General features: G+C 60.0%; 12 protein-coding genes. 6 read left to right on the top strand and 6 right to left on the bottom strand.

The window, feature by feature from the left end:
* Positions 1 to 8 precede the first annotated feature (8 nt).
* From L861_RS16465 to L861_RS16440, 5 genes are all read left to right on the top strand, one after another.
* Positions 9 to 977, top strand: coding sequence for a YVTN family beta-propeller repeat protein (locus L861_RS16465; RefSeq protein ID WP_016417766.1), 969 nt, complete (start codon positions 9 to 11; stop codon positions 975 to 977).
* The gene (locus L861_RS16460; protein ID WP_236617171.1) at positions 974 to 1,759 is read left to right on the top strand and encodes a lanthanide ABC transporter ATP-binding protein PedB/LutE; all 786 of its coding nucleotides are present in this window, start codon (positions 974 to 976) and stop codon (positions 1,757 to 1,759) included. The genes L861_RS16465 and L861_RS16460 overlap by 4 nt, the downstream gene beginning before the upstream one ends.
* A complete protein-coding gene (locus tag L861_RS16455; protein ID WP_016417764.1) occupies positions 1,756 to 2,571 on the top strand; it encodes a lanthanide ABC transporter permease protein PedC in 816 nt (271 codons plus the stop codon). The genes L861_RS16460 and L861_RS16455 overlap by 4 nt, the downstream gene beginning before the upstream one ends.
* A gap of 139 nt (positions 2,572 to 2,710) precedes the next feature.
* Positions 2,711 to 3,382: a response regulator gene (locus L861_RS16450; protein ID WP_027948066.1), complete on the top strand. Its 672-nt coding sequence runs from the start codon at positions 2,711 to 2,713 to the stop codon at positions 3,380 to 3,382.
* 355 nt (positions 3,383 to 3,737) lie between these two features.
* On the top strand, positions 3,738 to 4,085 hold the full coding sequence (locus tag L861_RS16440; protein ID WP_016417761.1) for a fucose-binding lectin II: 348 nt from the start codon (positions 3,738 to 3,740) through the stop codon (positions 4,083 to 4,085).
* A gap of 133 nt (positions 4,086 to 4,218) precedes the next feature.
* On the opposite strand, the gene L861_RS16435 is transcribed toward L861_RS16440, so the two are convergent.
* From L861_RS16435 to ptsP, 5 genes are all read right to left on the bottom strand, one after another.
* A complete protein-coding gene (locus tag L861_RS16435) occupies positions 4,219 to 6,792 on the bottom strand; it encodes a hybrid sensor histidine kinase/response regulator (protein WP_016417760.1) in 2,574 nt (857 codons plus the stop codon).
* Positions 6,767 to 7,954 carry a nitric oxide-sensing protein NosP gene (nosP, locus tag L861_RS16430; RefSeq protein WP_016417759.1) on the bottom strand — a complete coding sequence of 396 codons (1,188 nt, stop codon included), beginning with the start codon at positions 7,952 to 7,954 and terminating at the stop codon, positions 6,767 to 6,769. The genes L861_RS16435 and nosP overlap by 26 nt, the downstream gene beginning before the upstream one ends.
* Before the next feature lie 216 nt (positions 7,955 to 8,170).
* Positions 8,171 to 9,919, bottom strand: coding sequence for a PTS fructose transporter subunit IIBC (gene fruA / locus L861_RS16425; protein ID WP_016417758.1), 1,749 nt, complete (start codon positions 9,917 to 9,919; stop codon positions 8,171 to 8,173).
* Positions 9,916 to 10,890 (bottom strand): 1-phosphofructokinase, encoded by a 975-nt coding sequence (gene pfkB, locus L861_RS16420; protein WP_016417757.1) that lies wholly within the window; start codon positions 10,888 to 10,890, stop codon positions 9,916 to 9,918. The genes fruA and pfkB overlap by 4 nt, the downstream gene beginning before the upstream one ends.
* Entirely contained in the window at positions 10,890 to 13,754 is a 2,865-nt protein-coding gene (gene ptsP, locus L861_RS16415) for a phosphoenolpyruvate--protein phosphotransferase (protein ID WP_016417756.1), read from the bottom strand. Before ptsP ends, pfkB begins: the two co-directional genes overlap by 1 nt.
* A 214-nt stretch (positions 13,755 to 13,968) precedes the next feature.
* Here ptsP and cra point away from each other — a divergent pair, with 214 nt between their 5' ends.
* Positions 13,969 to 14,976 carry a catabolite repressor/activator gene (gene cra, locus L861_RS16410; RefSeq protein WP_016417755.1) on the top strand — a complete coding sequence of 336 codons (1,008 nt, stop codon included), beginning with the start codon at positions 13,969 to 13,971 and terminating at the stop codon, positions 14,974 to 14,976.
* On the opposite strand, the gene L861_RS16405 is transcribed toward cra, so the two are convergent.
* On the bottom strand, positions 14,955 to 17,144 hold the full coding sequence (locus L861_RS16405; protein ID WP_016417754.1) for an ATP-binding protein: 2,190 nt from the start codon (positions 17,142 to 17,144) through the stop codon (positions 14,955 to 14,957). The two genes, cra and L861_RS16405, sit on opposite strands and share 22 nt — an antisense overlap.
* Positions 17,145 to 17,160: the final 16 nt, after the last annotated feature.

Genomic DNA, 17,160 nt, shown 5'->3' with positions numbered 1-17,160 from the left:
ATACCATCATGGAAAAAATATTCTGCGCTTCCATCCTGGCTGTCTTGCTTGGCTTTTCTGCTTCTTCACTAGCCAACATAGCCTACGTTTCCAATGAAAAAGATGACAGCATATCCATACTCGATACCGAGACGATGCAGGTTATCGAAACAATAGCCGTTGGAAAGCGCCCAAGGGGCATTTTACTTTCCAAGGATCATACCAAGCTCTATATCTGCGCCAGTGACGATGACACCGTGCAGATAATGGACCTGGAAACTCGCAGAATTATCGATACCCTCCCCTCAGGCGAAGATCCGGAACAGTTCGCATTACATCCCAACGATCGATGGCTATTCATTGCCAATGAAGACGATGCCATCGTGACCGTAGTCGACGTTCAAAGCAAAGACGTACTGGCCCAGATCGATGTAGGCGTCGAGCCGGAAGGCATGGCCGTCAGCCCCGATGGCAGGTGGGCGGTCAATACCAGTGAAACCTCCAGCATGCTTCACTGGATCGATACCGAAAGCTTTGAAATCAAGAAGAACATGGTGGTCGGCCAGCGCCCCCGCCACGTCGAGTTCAGCCAAGACGGCAAAATCGCCTGGGCCTCCGCGGAAATAGGCGGCACGGTTCATATCATCGATGTGGAGACACTGGAAGAGATCACCACGCTGGATTTCGCGATCCGTGGCGTCCACCAGGACAAGGTCCAGCCAGTGGGTATCGAGCTGACGTCCGACGGTCGCTATGCCTTCGTCGCACTGGGTCCCGCCAACCATGTCGCTGTCGTCGATGCGCAGACCTATGAAATCCTCGACTACCTGCTGGTCGGCCGGCGGGTGTGGCAACTGGCCTTGAATGAGGACGAGAGCCTGCTGCTGACCACTAATGGCGTCAGCGGGGACGTATCCGTCATCGATGTCGAAAACCTCAAAGTCACCAAATCCATCGAGGTCGGCCGCTACCCCTGGGGTGTGGTCGTGACGCCATGATTAGCCTCGCCCACCCCGCTCGCGATACCACCCCCATGCTCGAGGTCGCCGACATCAGCCATCGCTATGGAGCGCATCAAGCGCTCGAGCGAGTGAGCCTCTCCCTGACGAAGGGCGGCTTTCATTCCTTGCTGGGTCCCAATGGCGCCGGTAAGAGCACCCTGATCGCGTTGATCACTGGCCTGCTGCGCAGCCAGAGCGGTGAGATCCGTGTCGCCGGTCACTCATTGTCACGGCAACCGCGAGAGGTGCGGCGACATTTGGGCGTGGTCTTCCAGCAGCCGACGCTGGATCTCGATCTCAGCGTGCGCCAGAACCTGCTCTACCATGCGTCGCTACACGGACTGGGGCGACGCCAGGCCCGCGAGCGTTGCGAGTGGGAGTTGGCGCGCCAACACCTCGAGGCCCGCGCCAACGATAAGGTGCGTCAGCTCAATGGCGGACATCGGCGCCGCCTGGAGATCGCACGGGCTCTGCTCCACGAACCCGAGTTGCTGATTCTGGATGAAGCCAGCGTGGGGCTGGATACCGCCAGCCGCCAAGCGCTCAACGAACATGTCCGCATCCTGTGCCGGGAGCGTGGCATGACGGTGCTGTGGACGACCCATCTGCTCGACGAGATCGCGCCCCAGGATCCTGTGGTAGTGCTGTGCACCGGACGAGTGATTGCCAACAGCCAGGCGCAGGCCCTGTGCACTCACACCGGTACCCATACGCTACAGGAGGCCTTCGGTCGTCTTACCGCCAAGCCTGGCGACACCGTCATGGAGGGTCGGTCATGAGCGCAAATGCCTACCTGCATTGCTTCCTGGGTGTCAGCGGCCGTGAATGGCGGCGCTTCGTCCAGCAGCGCACACGCTTCTTCAGCGCCCTGGTGCGCCCATTACTATGGCTGGTGGTATTCGCTGCCGGCTTTCGCGCCGTGCTAGGTATCTCGATCATGGCGCCCTACGGCACCTATATCGTCTATGAGGTCTACATCACCCCAGGACTGTGCTGCATGATCCTGCTATTCAATGGCATGCAAGGCTCACTGTCGATGGTCTACGACCGCGAGATGGGCAGCATGAAAGTATTGCTGATGAGCCCGCTATCGCGCCCCTTCTTGCTACTGAGTAAGGTGTTGGCGATCTCGTTGGTGTCGTTGGTGCAGGTCTACGCTTTCCTCGGCATTGCGTGGTGGTACGGCATCCAGCCACCGGCATTTGGCCTGGTGACAGCATTGCCGGCACTGCTGCTAGTGGCGATGATGCTCAGCACCCTAGGGCTGGTGCTGGCCAACGCCATTCACCGACTGGAGAACTTTGCCGGTGTGATGAACTTCGTCATTTTTCCGCTGTTCTTCCTGTCTTCGGCACTCTACCCCCTATGGAAAATGCAGGAAGCAGGACCATGGCTGTATTGGCTTTGCTCCTATAACCCCTTTACCCATGGTGTGGAACTGGTGCGTTTCGCACTCTATGAGCAACTGGCGGCGGCCCCCTTGCTATGGTGCCTGGGCTTAACCGGAGCATTCGGCCTGATCGCGGTGTTGACCTTCGATCTACGGCGAGGAGTCCGAATGAAATCACCTGCTTCCGCCAATGCCACCTGAAATTAACAAAGACGCGACCTAAGTCGCAGTTAACCTCACATCGTTTGGCGCGATGATAATAAGGGCGCCGAGCAGGAGGAGGCACCACAATACAATGACAACTCCGACCGCCGAACTCGACAACCACCAGGGCACTGCCATGTACAAGCTGCTGATCGCCGACGATCATCCTCTCTTTCGCGAGGCCATCGGCCGCGTGATTCGTGACGGCTTCGAGGATGCCGTACTCCTCGAAACCCAGGATCTCGACTCGACGCTGGCTCTCACCCAGCAGCACGAAGACCTAGACCTGATCCTGTTGGATCTCAACATGCCGGGCATGAACGGCCTGGCGGGACTGATCCAACTACGTAACGAGGCACCGACCATTCCGGTAGTGATCATCTCCGCCGAAGAAGAAAAGCAGGTGATCCTGCAAGCAGTGACCTACGGAGCGGTGGGCTTCATCACCAAGTCGTCACCCCGTGAGCAGATGACCAAGGCCATCGCTCAAATCCTCGACGGCAATATCTACCTGCCTTCGGACATCATTCGCGCCAGCGGTAACAGTTCTTCGCGGTCCACTTCTCGCGATGAACACACTGTTACAGCGCAGCAGCTCGAGATGCTGACCCGCAAGCAGCTCCAAGTCCTCGAGCACATGACCCGTGGCGAGTCCAACAAGATGATTGCTTATCACCTCGATATCGCCGAAACCACCGTCAAAGCACATGTCTCGGCAATTCTTCGCAAGCTCGGGGTGCATAACCGGGTACAGGCGATTCTTTCGGCCAGCGATATCGACTTCAGCGCCTACCTCCGCAAGCACTAACTTGAGCTCGACGCTGTGATTGGCAGTGATCGCCAATAGTCAGGCTCAAGCCCTTTGCCCCCATACGCTGTGGTATGCCTTCAGCCGGCTGACCGTCAGGGCGGTTGCCGGCCAGATATTTCCACGGCCCGAAATAGACAATGAAAGCAACACACATGCCGCGCGGGGCGCCTTCATGAACGAGGGAAATTCCTCCAGCCTATTAGAATTGACAGTTTCGGGCACTCGGTAGCGGTCTAGGGTTATCCAGGCAAGGCGTCCCCTGCCTACGCCCTGCCACTCCGCCAGGAGCATGCTGCTCCTCCGCTCGTCTGGCGGTGTGTGAGACGACAGACCCAGCCTAAGGAGATACATCATGGCTTATCAACAAGGAACTTTTACCCTCCCCGCCAACATCCGATTCGGCATTACCGCCCTTGTCAACTCGTCCGGGAAGCAGATCGTCACTGTGCTGGTCGACGGGAAGACCGCTGCGCAATTCGAGGGGCAGAGCACCAGCAACGAAGTCATCGGTAGTCAGGTGCTCAATTCGGGAAGTGGTGATGTCCAGATCACCGTGTCAGTGAATGGTCAGCAGTCCAGTCTGACTTCTGCGCAACTTATCCTGGCCAACAGGTTGAATGTCGTGGCTCTCGGATCAGAGGATAGTACCGACAACGATTACAACGACACCGTAGCGATACTCAACTGGCCGCTCGGCTGATGTAATCGAGCACGCAGCGGAGGTATCTCTTCACGGGTTTTCTCAGGTATCACTGCTGAACTGCACACCTCAGCAAAAATCCGTGTGCTCCCCACCCACTCGGGCGGGGAGCCATCATGGTCCACAGAGCCGTTCACTTCGTTACCAGCCGCGAAAGCGCCATCCTCAATTTGAGCGGCTTGACCGGCTTGTGCAACAGCAGGTAACCCAGCTCGCGCATGCGCTGCTTGAGTTCGATACTGTGATTGGCGGTGATCGCCATCACCGGTACCGGCTCCTGGCGCTGGGCGTTGACACGCTCGGCGAGTGCCAGCCCATTATCTCCCTCGTCAAGGTGGTAGTCGACGATCAGTACATCAGCCGGATCCGACGCCAACGCCACCTGAGCCGCCAGCGATGCTTCACTATCGGCCACGCAAACGTCGCATCCCCAGCGCGTCATTAACACACGCATCGCTTCACAGATATCAGTGTCGTTGTCGACCACCCAGATGCGTTTGCCTTCCAGGATCGCCTCGCCTGTCGCCACTGACGGCGTCGTCGAGAGTTGACTGCGGGGCGTCAGTTCTCCGTAGGGCAGACGCACGCTAAACAATGAGCCTCGCCCAGCCACCGAGGCCACTCCGAGCGGATGATCGAGCATTCGCGAAATCTTGTCAGCGATCGCCAGTCCCAGCCCCAGGCCGCGATCCTGACGACGCCCAGCGGCATGAGAACGGCGAAACTCCTGGAAGATTACCCCCAGCTCTTCGGTCTCTATGCCCATACCGGTATCACCGACTACGATCTCCAGGCCGTCATGGCGACGCCGGCAACCAAGCAGGATATGCCCCTCTCCGGTGTAACGAATTGCATTGGTCAGGAAATTGCGTATCACCCGGGTCAGCAACTGGATATCGCTGCGCACCACGGCACTGCATGGGACGTAGTGGAAATCCAACCCCTCGCTGGCCGCCACCTGGCGATACTCTCGGGCCAGGCCATCAAGCAGTTCGGCCACCGGGAAGGCATCGACATCCGGCGTCACCACTCCGGCATCCAGCTTGGAGATATCCACCAGGGTGCCAAGCAGGGTCTCGACGTCCTTGAGCGAGCGGCCGATCTGGTCGATCAACTCATGACTGCCAGGCGCTACATCCTGCTCGCTGAGAGCACCGGTGAACAACCGCGCGGCATTGAGCGGCTGCAGCAGGTCATGGCTGACCGCAGCCAGGAACTTGGTCTTCGACAGGTTGGCTGCCTCGGCCTCGGCCTTGGCCTCACGCAAGCGTTGCTCGACGGCGGCACGTTCAGCGATCTCTTCGCGTAGCTGGCGATTGACGTGGGTCAGCTCCGCAGTACGCTCGCGTACTCGTTGCTCCAGATTCTGATAGGCCTGGTGCAACGCCTCGGCAGTGCGCCGTCGTTCGGTGATATCACGGATCAGCACGAACAAACCGATCACTTCGCCGTCATTGTCGTAATGCGGCACATAGGCTCGTAACAGTACCCGCTGCTCGCCACTAGCGCTGCTTTCCGGGAATTCGAAGGACACGCTCTCCCCTGCCAAGGCCCGGGTCAGGTAAGGGCGCAACCGGGTACAATGCTCGGCGCTGTGTAACGCTTCCAGCTCACCGCCCAATAACAGATCGCGTGGCCAGCCGTACCACTCTTCGTAGACGCGGTTGGTGAACACGTAACGCAGGTCTCGATCCAGATAGGCGATCATCGCCGGCAGTTCATCGGTGATAGTACGAATCCAGTGCTCGCGTTCACGCAATGTCTCAGCATGACGAATACGTTCGGTCACATCGGTAAAGGTCAGTACCTGGCCCCCACCGGGCATGGCATGGCCACGCACTTCCACTATCCGACCATCAGCGAGGTGCCGTTCACAGGCAGCCGTCACCCCCTGGGCATCTCCGGCTTCGATCAATTCGCTGTGATGGCATAGCGCTGCCAGGTCATGCGGTACTTCGAGCACGTCGAGCCCGGTGAGGTCGCGAAAACGCTGATTGCACATCTCCAGCATGCCGCTAGCGGTGACCACTGCAACGCCTTGGGACAAACTATCCACAGTGGCCTGCAGCAATTGTGTCTTCTGCGCCAAGGCATGTTCGCGCTGAGCATGCTCATATCGCTTCAGTTCGGTGATATCGACATACAGGATCACGCGTCCACCACCACGAGTGGGACGCTGGTGCACCTGTACCCAACGATCGTCATGCAACTGGTAAATGGTGCGCCTGTCTCGACGTCCCAGTTGTTCACTGATCACCAGCCCCGAGCTCAACGCCAGATGGCGTAACTCCTCAAGACGCATTCCCTGGCGAATACGAATCCCCGCCGGACGCCAGAACTCAGCGAAACGGCTGTTGAAGCGCTGGATGCGTTGGTCGGCATCGAACAGCACGAAGGCATCGGTAATGCTTTCGATGGCATCGACCAGGTGCTGGCCGGCCGTTTCCGCTCGTTCTCGGGCTTCGGCCAGCAAGCGATTGCTGGCACGCAACTCGTGTGTGGTCTGGTTGAGCGCCTGGGTGCGTTCTCGCACCTGCTCGGCAAGCAGCACGGCATGCTCGAAAGCCGCGTAGGGAGCACTGCGCGGCAAGTTGCTGGCCTCGACCCGTTCGATGAGGGCGGCATTGATGCGCTTGAGCTTGGCGATTTCGCGTTCGAGCAGTCGCTCGCGTTCGCTGCCATCAACCTCCACGTCGTGACTGGCCAATGACGACCCCCGTGAAGGTTTGGTTGAGGTGCATGCCGTTGCACTGCTCTCCATAGGTGTTGAAGCCCACCACGCGGTAATCACGCAGCAGTTGCGAAGCCTCGGTGCTGAGACCGTCCGCTTCGATCTCAAGGCGGCGCAGGAAACAATCGCAGCCGATCACCACTCGCGGCGGCCCTAGTCGGGCAACGATATCGTCGAGCGTATCACGCAGGTCGTCGAGGATCGGCGCAGCATGCATGGCGGTGAGCACGATGCCGTTTTCCACCGCGCAGTAGAAGCTCAGGCTGAGATCCTCGTTGACACGTTGAATCGAGCGTACATAGGCATGGTCGTGCAGGCGCACCGCCAACGGATGGCGGGCAAAGGTCTCGTCATCGAGCTCCTCGACCCGACAGCCCACCAATCGTGCATACTCTTCAGCGGCGGTCTCGGCATTGAGCTCAATGACCCGGCGATGCTCGCGATCGGCGGCAGTAACCACCAACTTGTCGTCGAGCGGTCGCAAGTGGTGGGTGGTGAAGACCTCGAAATCGAGTACGGTGTTAATCATCACCACCACCGCAGCACCGGTGCGAAAACGCCCATTGCCATATACGTGGGTTCCGGCCAGACGATTGTCGTCGCCAGCACTGCCACCAAAATGCGGGATACTGCCCAGCGCCGCGTTGAGCGTTGCCAATACCCGCTCCTCGCTGGCCGACAGACCATCGAGCAGGGTCAAGGCAAAGGTGTGTCCCTTGATCGGTGCGATACCCACCTGCCGACACTGGTCGAGCAGACGGTCACTCAACTGTTGAGCGGCCAGTAGTGAAAAGTCGTCGAGATCGTCGATCACCGCATAGTCGAGCGCAAAATCGCGATGATCGAATCCAATGGCGGTGACGCCGCCACGACCGTAGCCTTCGTCGGTGATTTCACCAGCGGTGGTACAACCACACAGTCTCACGCCACCGAAATGCTGTTCCAGTGCCAGGCCCAGAGCCTCCAAGTCGTACTCGGCCGAACAGAAGAACAGCACCCCTCCTAGCCATGGATGCAGAAGACAACTGGCCAGATCCTGTGCCGCCATGTCGGGATCGCGAGAACGAGAGTGGGCGATCTGCACGGTTTCCTGGCGAGTGGCGGTATCGGCAAGCGGGAATGGAAGGTCGATGTCCATGAAGGTGTCTCGCGCGGTGGGCTTATCTAGCAGTCTAGGAAGCGCTTTACCGCGTGGATATTCCACTTTGGGTGCCGTCCTTGGCGCCCAAAATAGATACCAAAGTAGTAGCTCAACGCCTTGGGAAAGCTCTCCTTGCGGCAGCCGATCCAATGCAGGATGCCACCGGATCGTGACCGATCCGGTGGCATCCTGTTGGCTTTACGAGATACGTGTTCAGGCGCTGGCGCCGACAGCGACTTCCTGGCCGCCACGCTTGATCGCCGCGTAACCCAGGCCGGTGACCAGCGAGCCGATGATAATGGCCGCCAGATAAAGCAGCACCGGAGTGATAGCGTTGGGGATCAGCAGCACGAAGATACCGCCGTGGGGAGCCATCAGCTTAGCGCCGACCAACATGGAAATGGCACCGGTGATCGCGCCACCGACCATGCACACGGGGATCACCCGCAGCGGGTCCTTGGCGGCAAAGGGAATGGCGCCTTCACTAATGAAACACAAGCCCAGCACAAAGGATGCCTTGCCAGCTTCACGCTCGGGTTCGGAAAACTTCGACTTGGCCACGAAGCTGGCAATCCCCATGCCGATTGCCGGCACCATACCAGCGGCCATGATTGCCGCCATAGGGGCGTAGGTCTCGGATGCCAACAGGCCGACACCGAAGGTATAAGCAGCCTTGTTGACCGGTCCACCCAGGTCGAAGCACATCATGGCACCCAGCAGAATCCCCAGCAGTACGGCATTGGCCGATCCCATATTCTCGAGGAAAGCGGTCAATGCCGAGAGAATCCCGGCAACTGGCTCGCCGACGATATAGATCATCACCAAGCCGGTGATTAGGCTGGCCACCAGGGGGATGATCAAGATCGGCTTGAGCGATTCGATGCTCGACGGCAGCTTGACGTTCTGGGCCACGGCCTTGGCCACGTAGCCAGCCAGGAAGCCAGCAAGAATCCCACCGATGAAACCGGCACCGATCTCGGAGGCGAGCATGCCGCCGATCATGCCCGGCGCGATCCCAGGCCGATCAGCGATCGAATAGGCGATATAACCAGCCAATACCGGGACCATCAAGGCAAAGGCAGTACCGCCACCGATCTGCATCAGCGCCGCGGCAAGCGTCCCCTCTTCCTTGAAGGCTTCGATGCCGAACACGAATGACAGTGCAATCAGCAGCCCTCCTGCCACTACCATCGGCAGCATGAAGGAAACCCCGGTCAGCAGGTGCTTGTAGACACCTTTCTCCTTGAAGCTCTGTTTACGCTCGCCACTAGGCTTGCCTGACTCAGCTTCGAATACCTCGGCTTTTTGCAGGGCTTCCTCGATGGTCGGCCGCGGCTTTTTCAAGGCATTGCCGGTAGAGGTATACCACACTCGCTTACCGGCAAAGCGGGTCGGGTCGACCTCGATATCGCAAGCCAGGATCACCAGGTCAGCGTCACGAATCTCCTCCTCGGTAAGCTTGTCCTGCGCCCCCACAGAACCTTGGGTCTCGACACGCACCTGATATCCCAGTGCCCGGCCCGCCTCGGCCAGTGCCTCGGCGGCCATGAAGGTGTGGGCCACCCCGGTTGGGCAGGCGGTCACAGCGACGATCTTGTGTGCACCGGAAGCCGCGACTGGAGTCGCGATAGCCGGTGATTCGTCGCCTGGTTGGTAGGACTCGGCTTCGCGACTGGCACGCTCGAGAAAGGCGTCCGGGTTCGGCAGCGCCTGATCGATGGAGGCCTGGAACAGGCGCTTATCCTTGAAGCGCTGAGGTGCCGGTACGTGATCAGCGGCAACGACCACCAGATCAGCGGCCTCAATGGCCTCGGCGGATACCGGGGTAAGCGGCTCCAGCTCACCGTGCATTTCCACGCTGACCTGCCAGCCACGACGACGGGCGGCCTGCTCCAGACGACGAGCGGCAAGGAAGGTAGTGGCCATACCACTCGGGCAGGCGGTGATCAGGATGATGTTCATGCAAGCGCTCCCTCTGCGTCGACGTCATCGAGACGACGTACGCGAGTCTGTTGTTGGAGTTTGGTGAAATCTTCGGCATGGGGGTTCCCCACGCCAACGTGACGGACGGACTCGGCGGATAGCGCCGTGGCAAAGCCCAGCGTCCGTTCAGCCGAATGGCCTTCGAGCACACCATGCAGCATGCCGGCCACCAGCGTATCGCCGGCACCGACTGTACTCTCTACGGTCATCTCGGGCGGTGTGGCCAACCAGGCACCGCGACGGCTGACCCACAGCACACCGTGCGGCCCGGCCGAGATCATGGCCTCCTCGACTCCGGCACCATGCAGGCGTAGCGCCGCCGCGAGACGCTGAGCATCGTTGTCCAATACACTACCGGCCCAATCGGCCAATTCATGCTCATTGGGCTTGACCGCTGTGGGCAGGGCATCGATGGCAGACGCCAGGGCCAGGCCGCTGGTATCGACCCATACCGGCAATTCATGCTTGCGCAGACGCTGAATCAGCGCAGCTTGGTCGTCGGCCGAAATGCCCGGTGGCAGGCTGCCGGCTATCACCACCGCGTCGGGGCGTCGCTCGGTGTCGGCGGCGATCTCATCGAGCCAACCGATCAATCGTGCCCAAGCCTCGGTGGCAATGGCCAAGCCGGGACCGTTGATATCGGTGACCCGACCGTCCCCCTCAGCGACCTTGGCGTTGATACGCGTTTCGCCAGGAACGCGGATGAAAGCATCACTCACTCCCAGCGCCTCGAAGGTGCGAAGGAAGAGCCCATCGTTGGCGGCGCCCAGGAATCCCGACACCGTTACCCGGTGACCGAGCGATACCAGTACCCGAGCCACATTGACTCCCTTGCCTGCCGCCTCGAGGTGCGTCTCGTCAGTGCGGTTGACCACTCCCAGAGCCAGATGCGGAAGTCGAATCGCCAGGTCCAGTGCGGGGTTGAGGCTAAGCGTCAATACATGGGCCATCAGCATCTCTCCAGGGCGTCGCGTACCGCTTCACTGGTGGATTGAGCCAGGGCCAGTTCCGCCTGGCGACGAGCCTCGGCGAGATCGAATTCGCGTAGGCGTGCCTTGACCAACGGTATCTGACGCGCAGCCACTGACAGCTCGTCGACCCCCAGACCCACCAGTACCGGTACCGCTTGCGCATCGCTACCGAGTTCACCGCACACACCAACCCACTTGCCTTGGGCATGGGCAGCGTCGACGGTCATCTGGATCAGGCGCAGCACCGCCGGGTGCAAGCCATCGGCCTGCGCCGAAAGCTCCGGATGACCGCGGTCGATGGCTAAGGTGTACTGAGTCAGATCGTTGGTACCAATCGAGAAGAAGTCGACTTCGGCGGCCAGACTTGGCGCCAACAGCGCGCAGGACGGCACTTCGATCATCACCCCAAGCTGCACGTCAGTGGCACGTTCATTCTCGGGAATCTCCGCCAACAGGCGATCGAAGATGGACTTGGCGGCACGAAATTCGGCGATGTCCTTGACCATCGGCAGCATGATGCGTAGCGGCTTGCCGACGGCAGCAGTGAGCAGCGCACGAAACTGGGTTTCCAGCACTTCCGGCTGGGTCAGCGCCAGGCGAATGCCGCGCAGGCCAAGGAACGGGTTGTCCTCTTGGGGAACCGGCCAATAGGGCAGTGGCTTGTCACCACCCACGTCGAGGGTGCGCGCCACCAACGGGCGGCCATCCAGTGCCTCGATGGCCTGGCGGTACTCAGCAACCTGAGTGTCGAGATCAGGCGCCTGAGCGTGAGCCATGAAGATGAATTCGGTGCGCAGCAGACCGACACCTTCGGCACCGCGCTCGACGGCATCGGCAGTATGGGCGGTATTGCCCAGGTTGGCGGCAACTTCGACACGATGGCCGTCACGAGTACGGCCCTCTTCGAAGCGTGCGGCGTAGGCCTCTCGCTCAAGCCGCTCGCGCTCCTTGAGGCTAAGCTCGGCGCGTTGGCGACGTTCAAGGGACGGTGCCGGCACGACTCGGCCACGTTCGCCATCAAGGATCAACTCGACACCGTTTTCCAGACCCAGCACACGCTCACCGGCACCGACCACAGCGGGAATCCCCAAGGCACGGGCCAGGATCGCGCTGTGCGCAGTCGCTCCGCCGCGCGCAGTGAGCAGACCGCGAACCTTCTGTGTGTCCAACTGGGCAACGTCCGACGGTCCTACGTCGTCCATCACCAGGATATAGGGCTCGTCCGGCGGAGTCGGCAACTCGACACCACACAGAACACCCAGCACGCGGCGGCCCACATCGCGCAGATCGGCAGCGCGTTCCGCTAGCAGACGGTCGGCAAGCATCTCCTGCGCACGAGCGGCGGTATCGATGGCGGCCCACCAGGCGGCTTCAGCACTCATGCCTTCTTCGATGCCCTCACGCGCGGCCTGGTGCAGTTCCGGGTCGTCGAGCATTTCCTCGTGCATCGACAGGATCTCCGACACCTCACCACCTGGAGCGCTGCGCACCAGTGCCTCGAGCTGCTCGATACCCGCTTCGATAGCGCGTTCCAGCCGCCGCTTTTCATGTACGGCATCTTCAGCTCGCTCGGCGTACTCAAAACGCGGCGTGCGCATCACGAAGACAGGCCCAATCGCCAAGCCCGGGGAAGCCGCTACCGCCTGGTGCGGGGTATCCTCAGGCAACGGCTCGAGTGGTATCTCGCGAGGTGTATCCTGGGTATGATCGCGCCCTTCCTCGAAGGGCAGCACTTTCTCGCCAAGACCCTCGCCCACGGCGCCAACGACCGCCTCCAATGCGGCGTCGGCACCCTCACCCTCGGCGGAGAACACCAGTAACTGCCCACGACGTGCACCCAGACCAATGACCTTGGTCAGGCTGGCAGCCGATACGGCTTCACCGCCACCTTCGAGTAGGCGCACCTTGATCGGCATCGTCTGTTGACGTGCCACCTGCACCAGTTGCTTGGCCGGCCGGGCATGCAAGCCGTGAGCATTGAGTACGCGGGCACGTACCGTCTGAGCGCTGGCCGACTCACCGGAGAGGCGCGCCAAGACGGTGGCAACATCGGCATTGAACAATGCCTCGCCGCTACCACTATCGAGCAACGCCGCCAGCCGCTCCAGCAGGCCAAGGTGCGCATCGCCCTGAGCCGCCAGGCAGAAGACGCCCTGAACTGGCTCCTGATGACCTTCCAATGAGGTCTCCGGGGTTGCCAACGACAGTGCCGGGGTATTCACGCCGACCGTACTGCTGGTGAACCATAGGCCCTGCCCCAAGGCTCGAGGCGTCTGCTCGGCCACCGCGGCAACGAAGGTGGCATCGACACAACCGGCCTGACGCAGACGTGCCGCACCGGCCAGCGCCAATTCGAGATGATCGCGAGCGGGAAACTTCAAGCATAGTGTGTCAGCATCCAGGCGTGCCTCGACCGGCGCCTTGGACAATAGCGAAGCCACGGCCGTACGCGAATCGGCAGCGGCCAGCTTGTCGGCCACCCCCTCACGGTCCAACACATGGGTCAATTGACGCAGGATATCGAGGTGCTCATCGCTCTGAGCAGCAATGGTCACCAACACATGAACACGGTTGCCATCGTGCCATTCGATCCCTTCCGGGAACTGCAGCACACGTACCCCGGTGCGCTTGACGTGCTCGCGGCTTTCCGGTGTGCCATGGGGAATGGCGATGGCATTACCCAAGAAAGTCGAGGACTGTGCCTCACGATCGTACAGGCCATCGCGATAGCCGGGTGCTACCAGCCCCGCCTCGCCAAGCGCGGCAGCAGCCTGGTCCAACGCGGCGTGCCAATCGTTGGCACGACAGCCGAGCATGATGTCATTGTGACCGAGGGTGAGCATATGAGTGTTCTCCTGTGCCAGGTTTCGACGACAAAACTCTGGCTGAATCGTGTCACCTACATTTAAGCTCAATGCTGGATCGTGACAGCACTTTTATCAAGTCGCGCCGCCTACGACCTTAGCAGGGGGTAGGTGCCTTACCTGCTAGCGTAGAATGGTTTGAGTCTCATGCCGATACTCGCCTGCGGCAATGAACCAGTATAAGGATTTTCGCATGACACTCGCTGAAATCGCCCGACTGGCCGGGGTCTCACGCACTACCGCCAGCTATGTCATCAATGGCAAGGCCCGTGAGCGCCGTATCAGTCAGGATACGGTCGACAAGGTGATGACCGTGGTCGAGCGCCACCACTACCGGGTGGATGCCCAAGCGGCCGCTTTGCGCCGTGGTGCCAGCCGTACTCTGGGGCTGATCATTCCCGATCTGGAAAACGCCAGTTATGCACGACTGGCCAAACTGCTTGAACGTGGTGCCCGGGAACGGGGTTACCAATTGTTGATCGTGGGTTCCGACGACGACCCGAGCAGCGAGCGAGAGCTGGCTCGTGCGCTGCGCGCGCAGCGGTGCGAAGTATTGATCGTCGCCAGTTGTCTGGCCATGGACGATCCCTTTTATGGGGAAATGATGGACTCCGGGCTACCGGTGATCGCCATTGACCGTGCGCTCGAGCCAAGCCGATTCATGAGTGTCGTCAGTAACAACCAAGTTGCCGCCGAGGCACTGACACGCTCTGTGATGTCAGATGATGTCAGGAATATCGTCTGGTTCGATGCAGTGCCGGAGTTGTCGATCAGCGTCGAGCGTCGTGCCGGTTTTCGTCGCGCACTTGCCGGCAGTTCGGCACAGGCGGTCATGAAAAGCGCCACTCGCTACGACCGCGCTGAAGGCGCTCGTCTAATGCGTGAATTGCTCGATGAACACGGCGTTCCCGATGCATTGGTCACAGCCTCCTATACCCTGCTCGACGGCGTCTTCGATGTGTTGCTGAATAATGGTGGTTTACCGGAGTCCCTGCGACTGGCAACGTTCGGCGACGATAGATTGCTCGATTTCCTGCCCTTGGCTGTCAATTCCCTGCCCCAGAATCATCAGCGCATCGCCGAACTGACCCTAGATCGAGCCCTGGCGGCTTCCCGCGGGGAGTACCATCCTGGCCAGACAATGGTCGTGCGTGCATTGAAACAGCGCCGGCCTCAGCATCATGCCGTGTCGGAACGGTAATGGCTTGCCCAAGCCTCCAACGCGGCCAGGGAAGGTTCGAGATTCTCGCCCAGCGCTTCTCGCAGTGCGGGCCAATTCTCGACTTCCTGGTAGTGAGCTGCCCGCTCCAGCTTTTTCGCCTGCGAGGCTATTTGCGTCAGCCCCAAGCTCGACGCTTCACCCTTGAGCAAGTGCGCCGCTTGCATGACATCAGCAGGCCGACGTGCCGCCATGGCAGCATCCAATGCTTCTAGCCTTTCCACCAACTGCTGGCGGAACACTTCCGCCAGGGACTCGACGCCTACCACTCCCAGGGCGCGCTGCAGTTCATCCAGGGTATCGGTATCCAGCAACTCAGGCATTCCCTCGAGTGCAGTAGAGGGGGTTACGTTAGCTGTTGTCCGAGGAATTGAAACGCCTTCCAGATAGTGCACTAGCACGTTCGCCAAGGCGTCTTGAAACAACGGTTTGGTCAAATAATCCTGCATACCGGCTGCCAGACAACGATCACGCTCCCCGCCCATGGCACCGGCCGTCATCGCCACGATCGGGATCTCGGCCATCCGACCGCTAATGGCCCGCAGACGTCGTGTGACCTCCAGGCCATCCATGTCAGGCATCTGCACATCCATGAAGATCAATGCATAGTCACCACGTGGCGCCATCCGCAGCGCCTCGGCCCCGTTGGTCGCCACGTCGACTCGACAGCCCAGTCGCTCGAGCATCGCCACGGCTACCTGCTGGTTGACCAGGTTGTCCTCCACTAGCAGCAGACGAGCCGTATAGCAGTCCGACCCCGTCAGACGCTGCATGGTAGATGGCATTACCGGGGGCTGGGCAGGTGACGGTATCTCGAACCAGAATCGAGTGCCCTGCCCCTCGCGACTGTCGACACCAATCTCGCCGTCCATGGCCTCCACCAACCGCTTGCAAATGGCTAGTCCCAAACCGGTACCACCGAACTGTCGTGCCGTGGAAGCATCGCCCTGGCGAAAAGGTTCGAAAAGATGCTTCCGGTATGTAGCCGGGATTCCACAGCCACTATCGACGACTTCGATGCGTAAGCGTTGCGATGACGACCAGAATGCGACTATTCGCACTTCACCTTTCGCCGTGAATTTTATGGCGTTGGAAAGAAGATTGAGAATCACTTGACGCAAGCGCCCGGGATCTCCCAAGCGTCGGTCATGCAGATCAGGGGCAATCTCGAGCGACAGGGCAAGCTTCTTGTCGGCGGCCCGCGGAGCGAAAAGGGCAACTGCCGCATCCATCAACTCACGCAATGCAAATGGGGTATGTTCAAGCTCTAGGCGACCAGCTTCGATCTTGGAGAAGTCGAGGATACCGTTGATCATTTCCAACAACTGGCCGGCACTGTCGTGAATGGTGCGAGCATAACGTTGCGACTGGTCATCGAGAGGCTGATCCAGCAACAAATTACTCATACCGATCACACCATTGAGTGGGGTACGAATCTCATGGCTGACAGTGGCCAGGAACTCGGACTTGGCCTGACTTGCCGACTCGGCTTCGCGTGCCGTTTCCTTCAGTTCGTTACTCAATTCTTCCATGGACTGGCGCGCTTTGACATTTTCACGTGATTCGCGAAACAGGAAGCCAACCACCAGTAGAGTCGCCAGACTCATCGAAAGGATCAGCCCCAACAACAGGCGGTAGAGCCATTGCAAGGTTTCCCGTTCCTGGGTCGCTGAATCGGCCAAATGCGCGTTGATAGCGATGATCAATTGTTCAGTATAAGGGGCCAGCTCTTCGAGTTGACGGCTAAGGTCGTCGCGAATCTCCGCATCAAGCCAATCGAGGCTCCGTACGGTCTCATCAAGCGCTTCGATTCGCGTGACGATCTTGGGCATCAGTTCAGCCGTGGCAGGAATCGTACGGAATAGTTCGGCGAGATCTCCCTGCTGCAACAAGTTGACACGGCTATACATCAGGTCAAAGCGTAGGCGCAACTGATCCAGGGAGTTCGTCGTACCCTCTTGCTCCAACTGGTTGCGCAGCAGGATCGCCTCGCGGTCCAGTTTGTAGGCGAACCAAGCGGCATCGCCCCCCACACTCTGGGCCAGGCTGTCCTGACGCCACAGCACCAACCCCACCACCACCATGGCGGCGGCGAAGAAGAACACCGCAGCGAAAGCACCGAGCTTCAGGCGTAAAGGGTAGCGGTACATGGCGAAAACAGGCTCC

This window comes from Litchfieldella anticariensis FP35 = DSM 16096, assembly GCF_000409775.1.
GTDB lineage: Bacteria > Pseudomonadota > Gammaproteobacteria > Pseudomonadales > Halomonadaceae > Litchfieldella > Litchfieldella anticariensis.
Note: the sequence above shows the minus strand (reverse complement) of the source record. Positions and strands in the feature narration are given on the sequence as shown.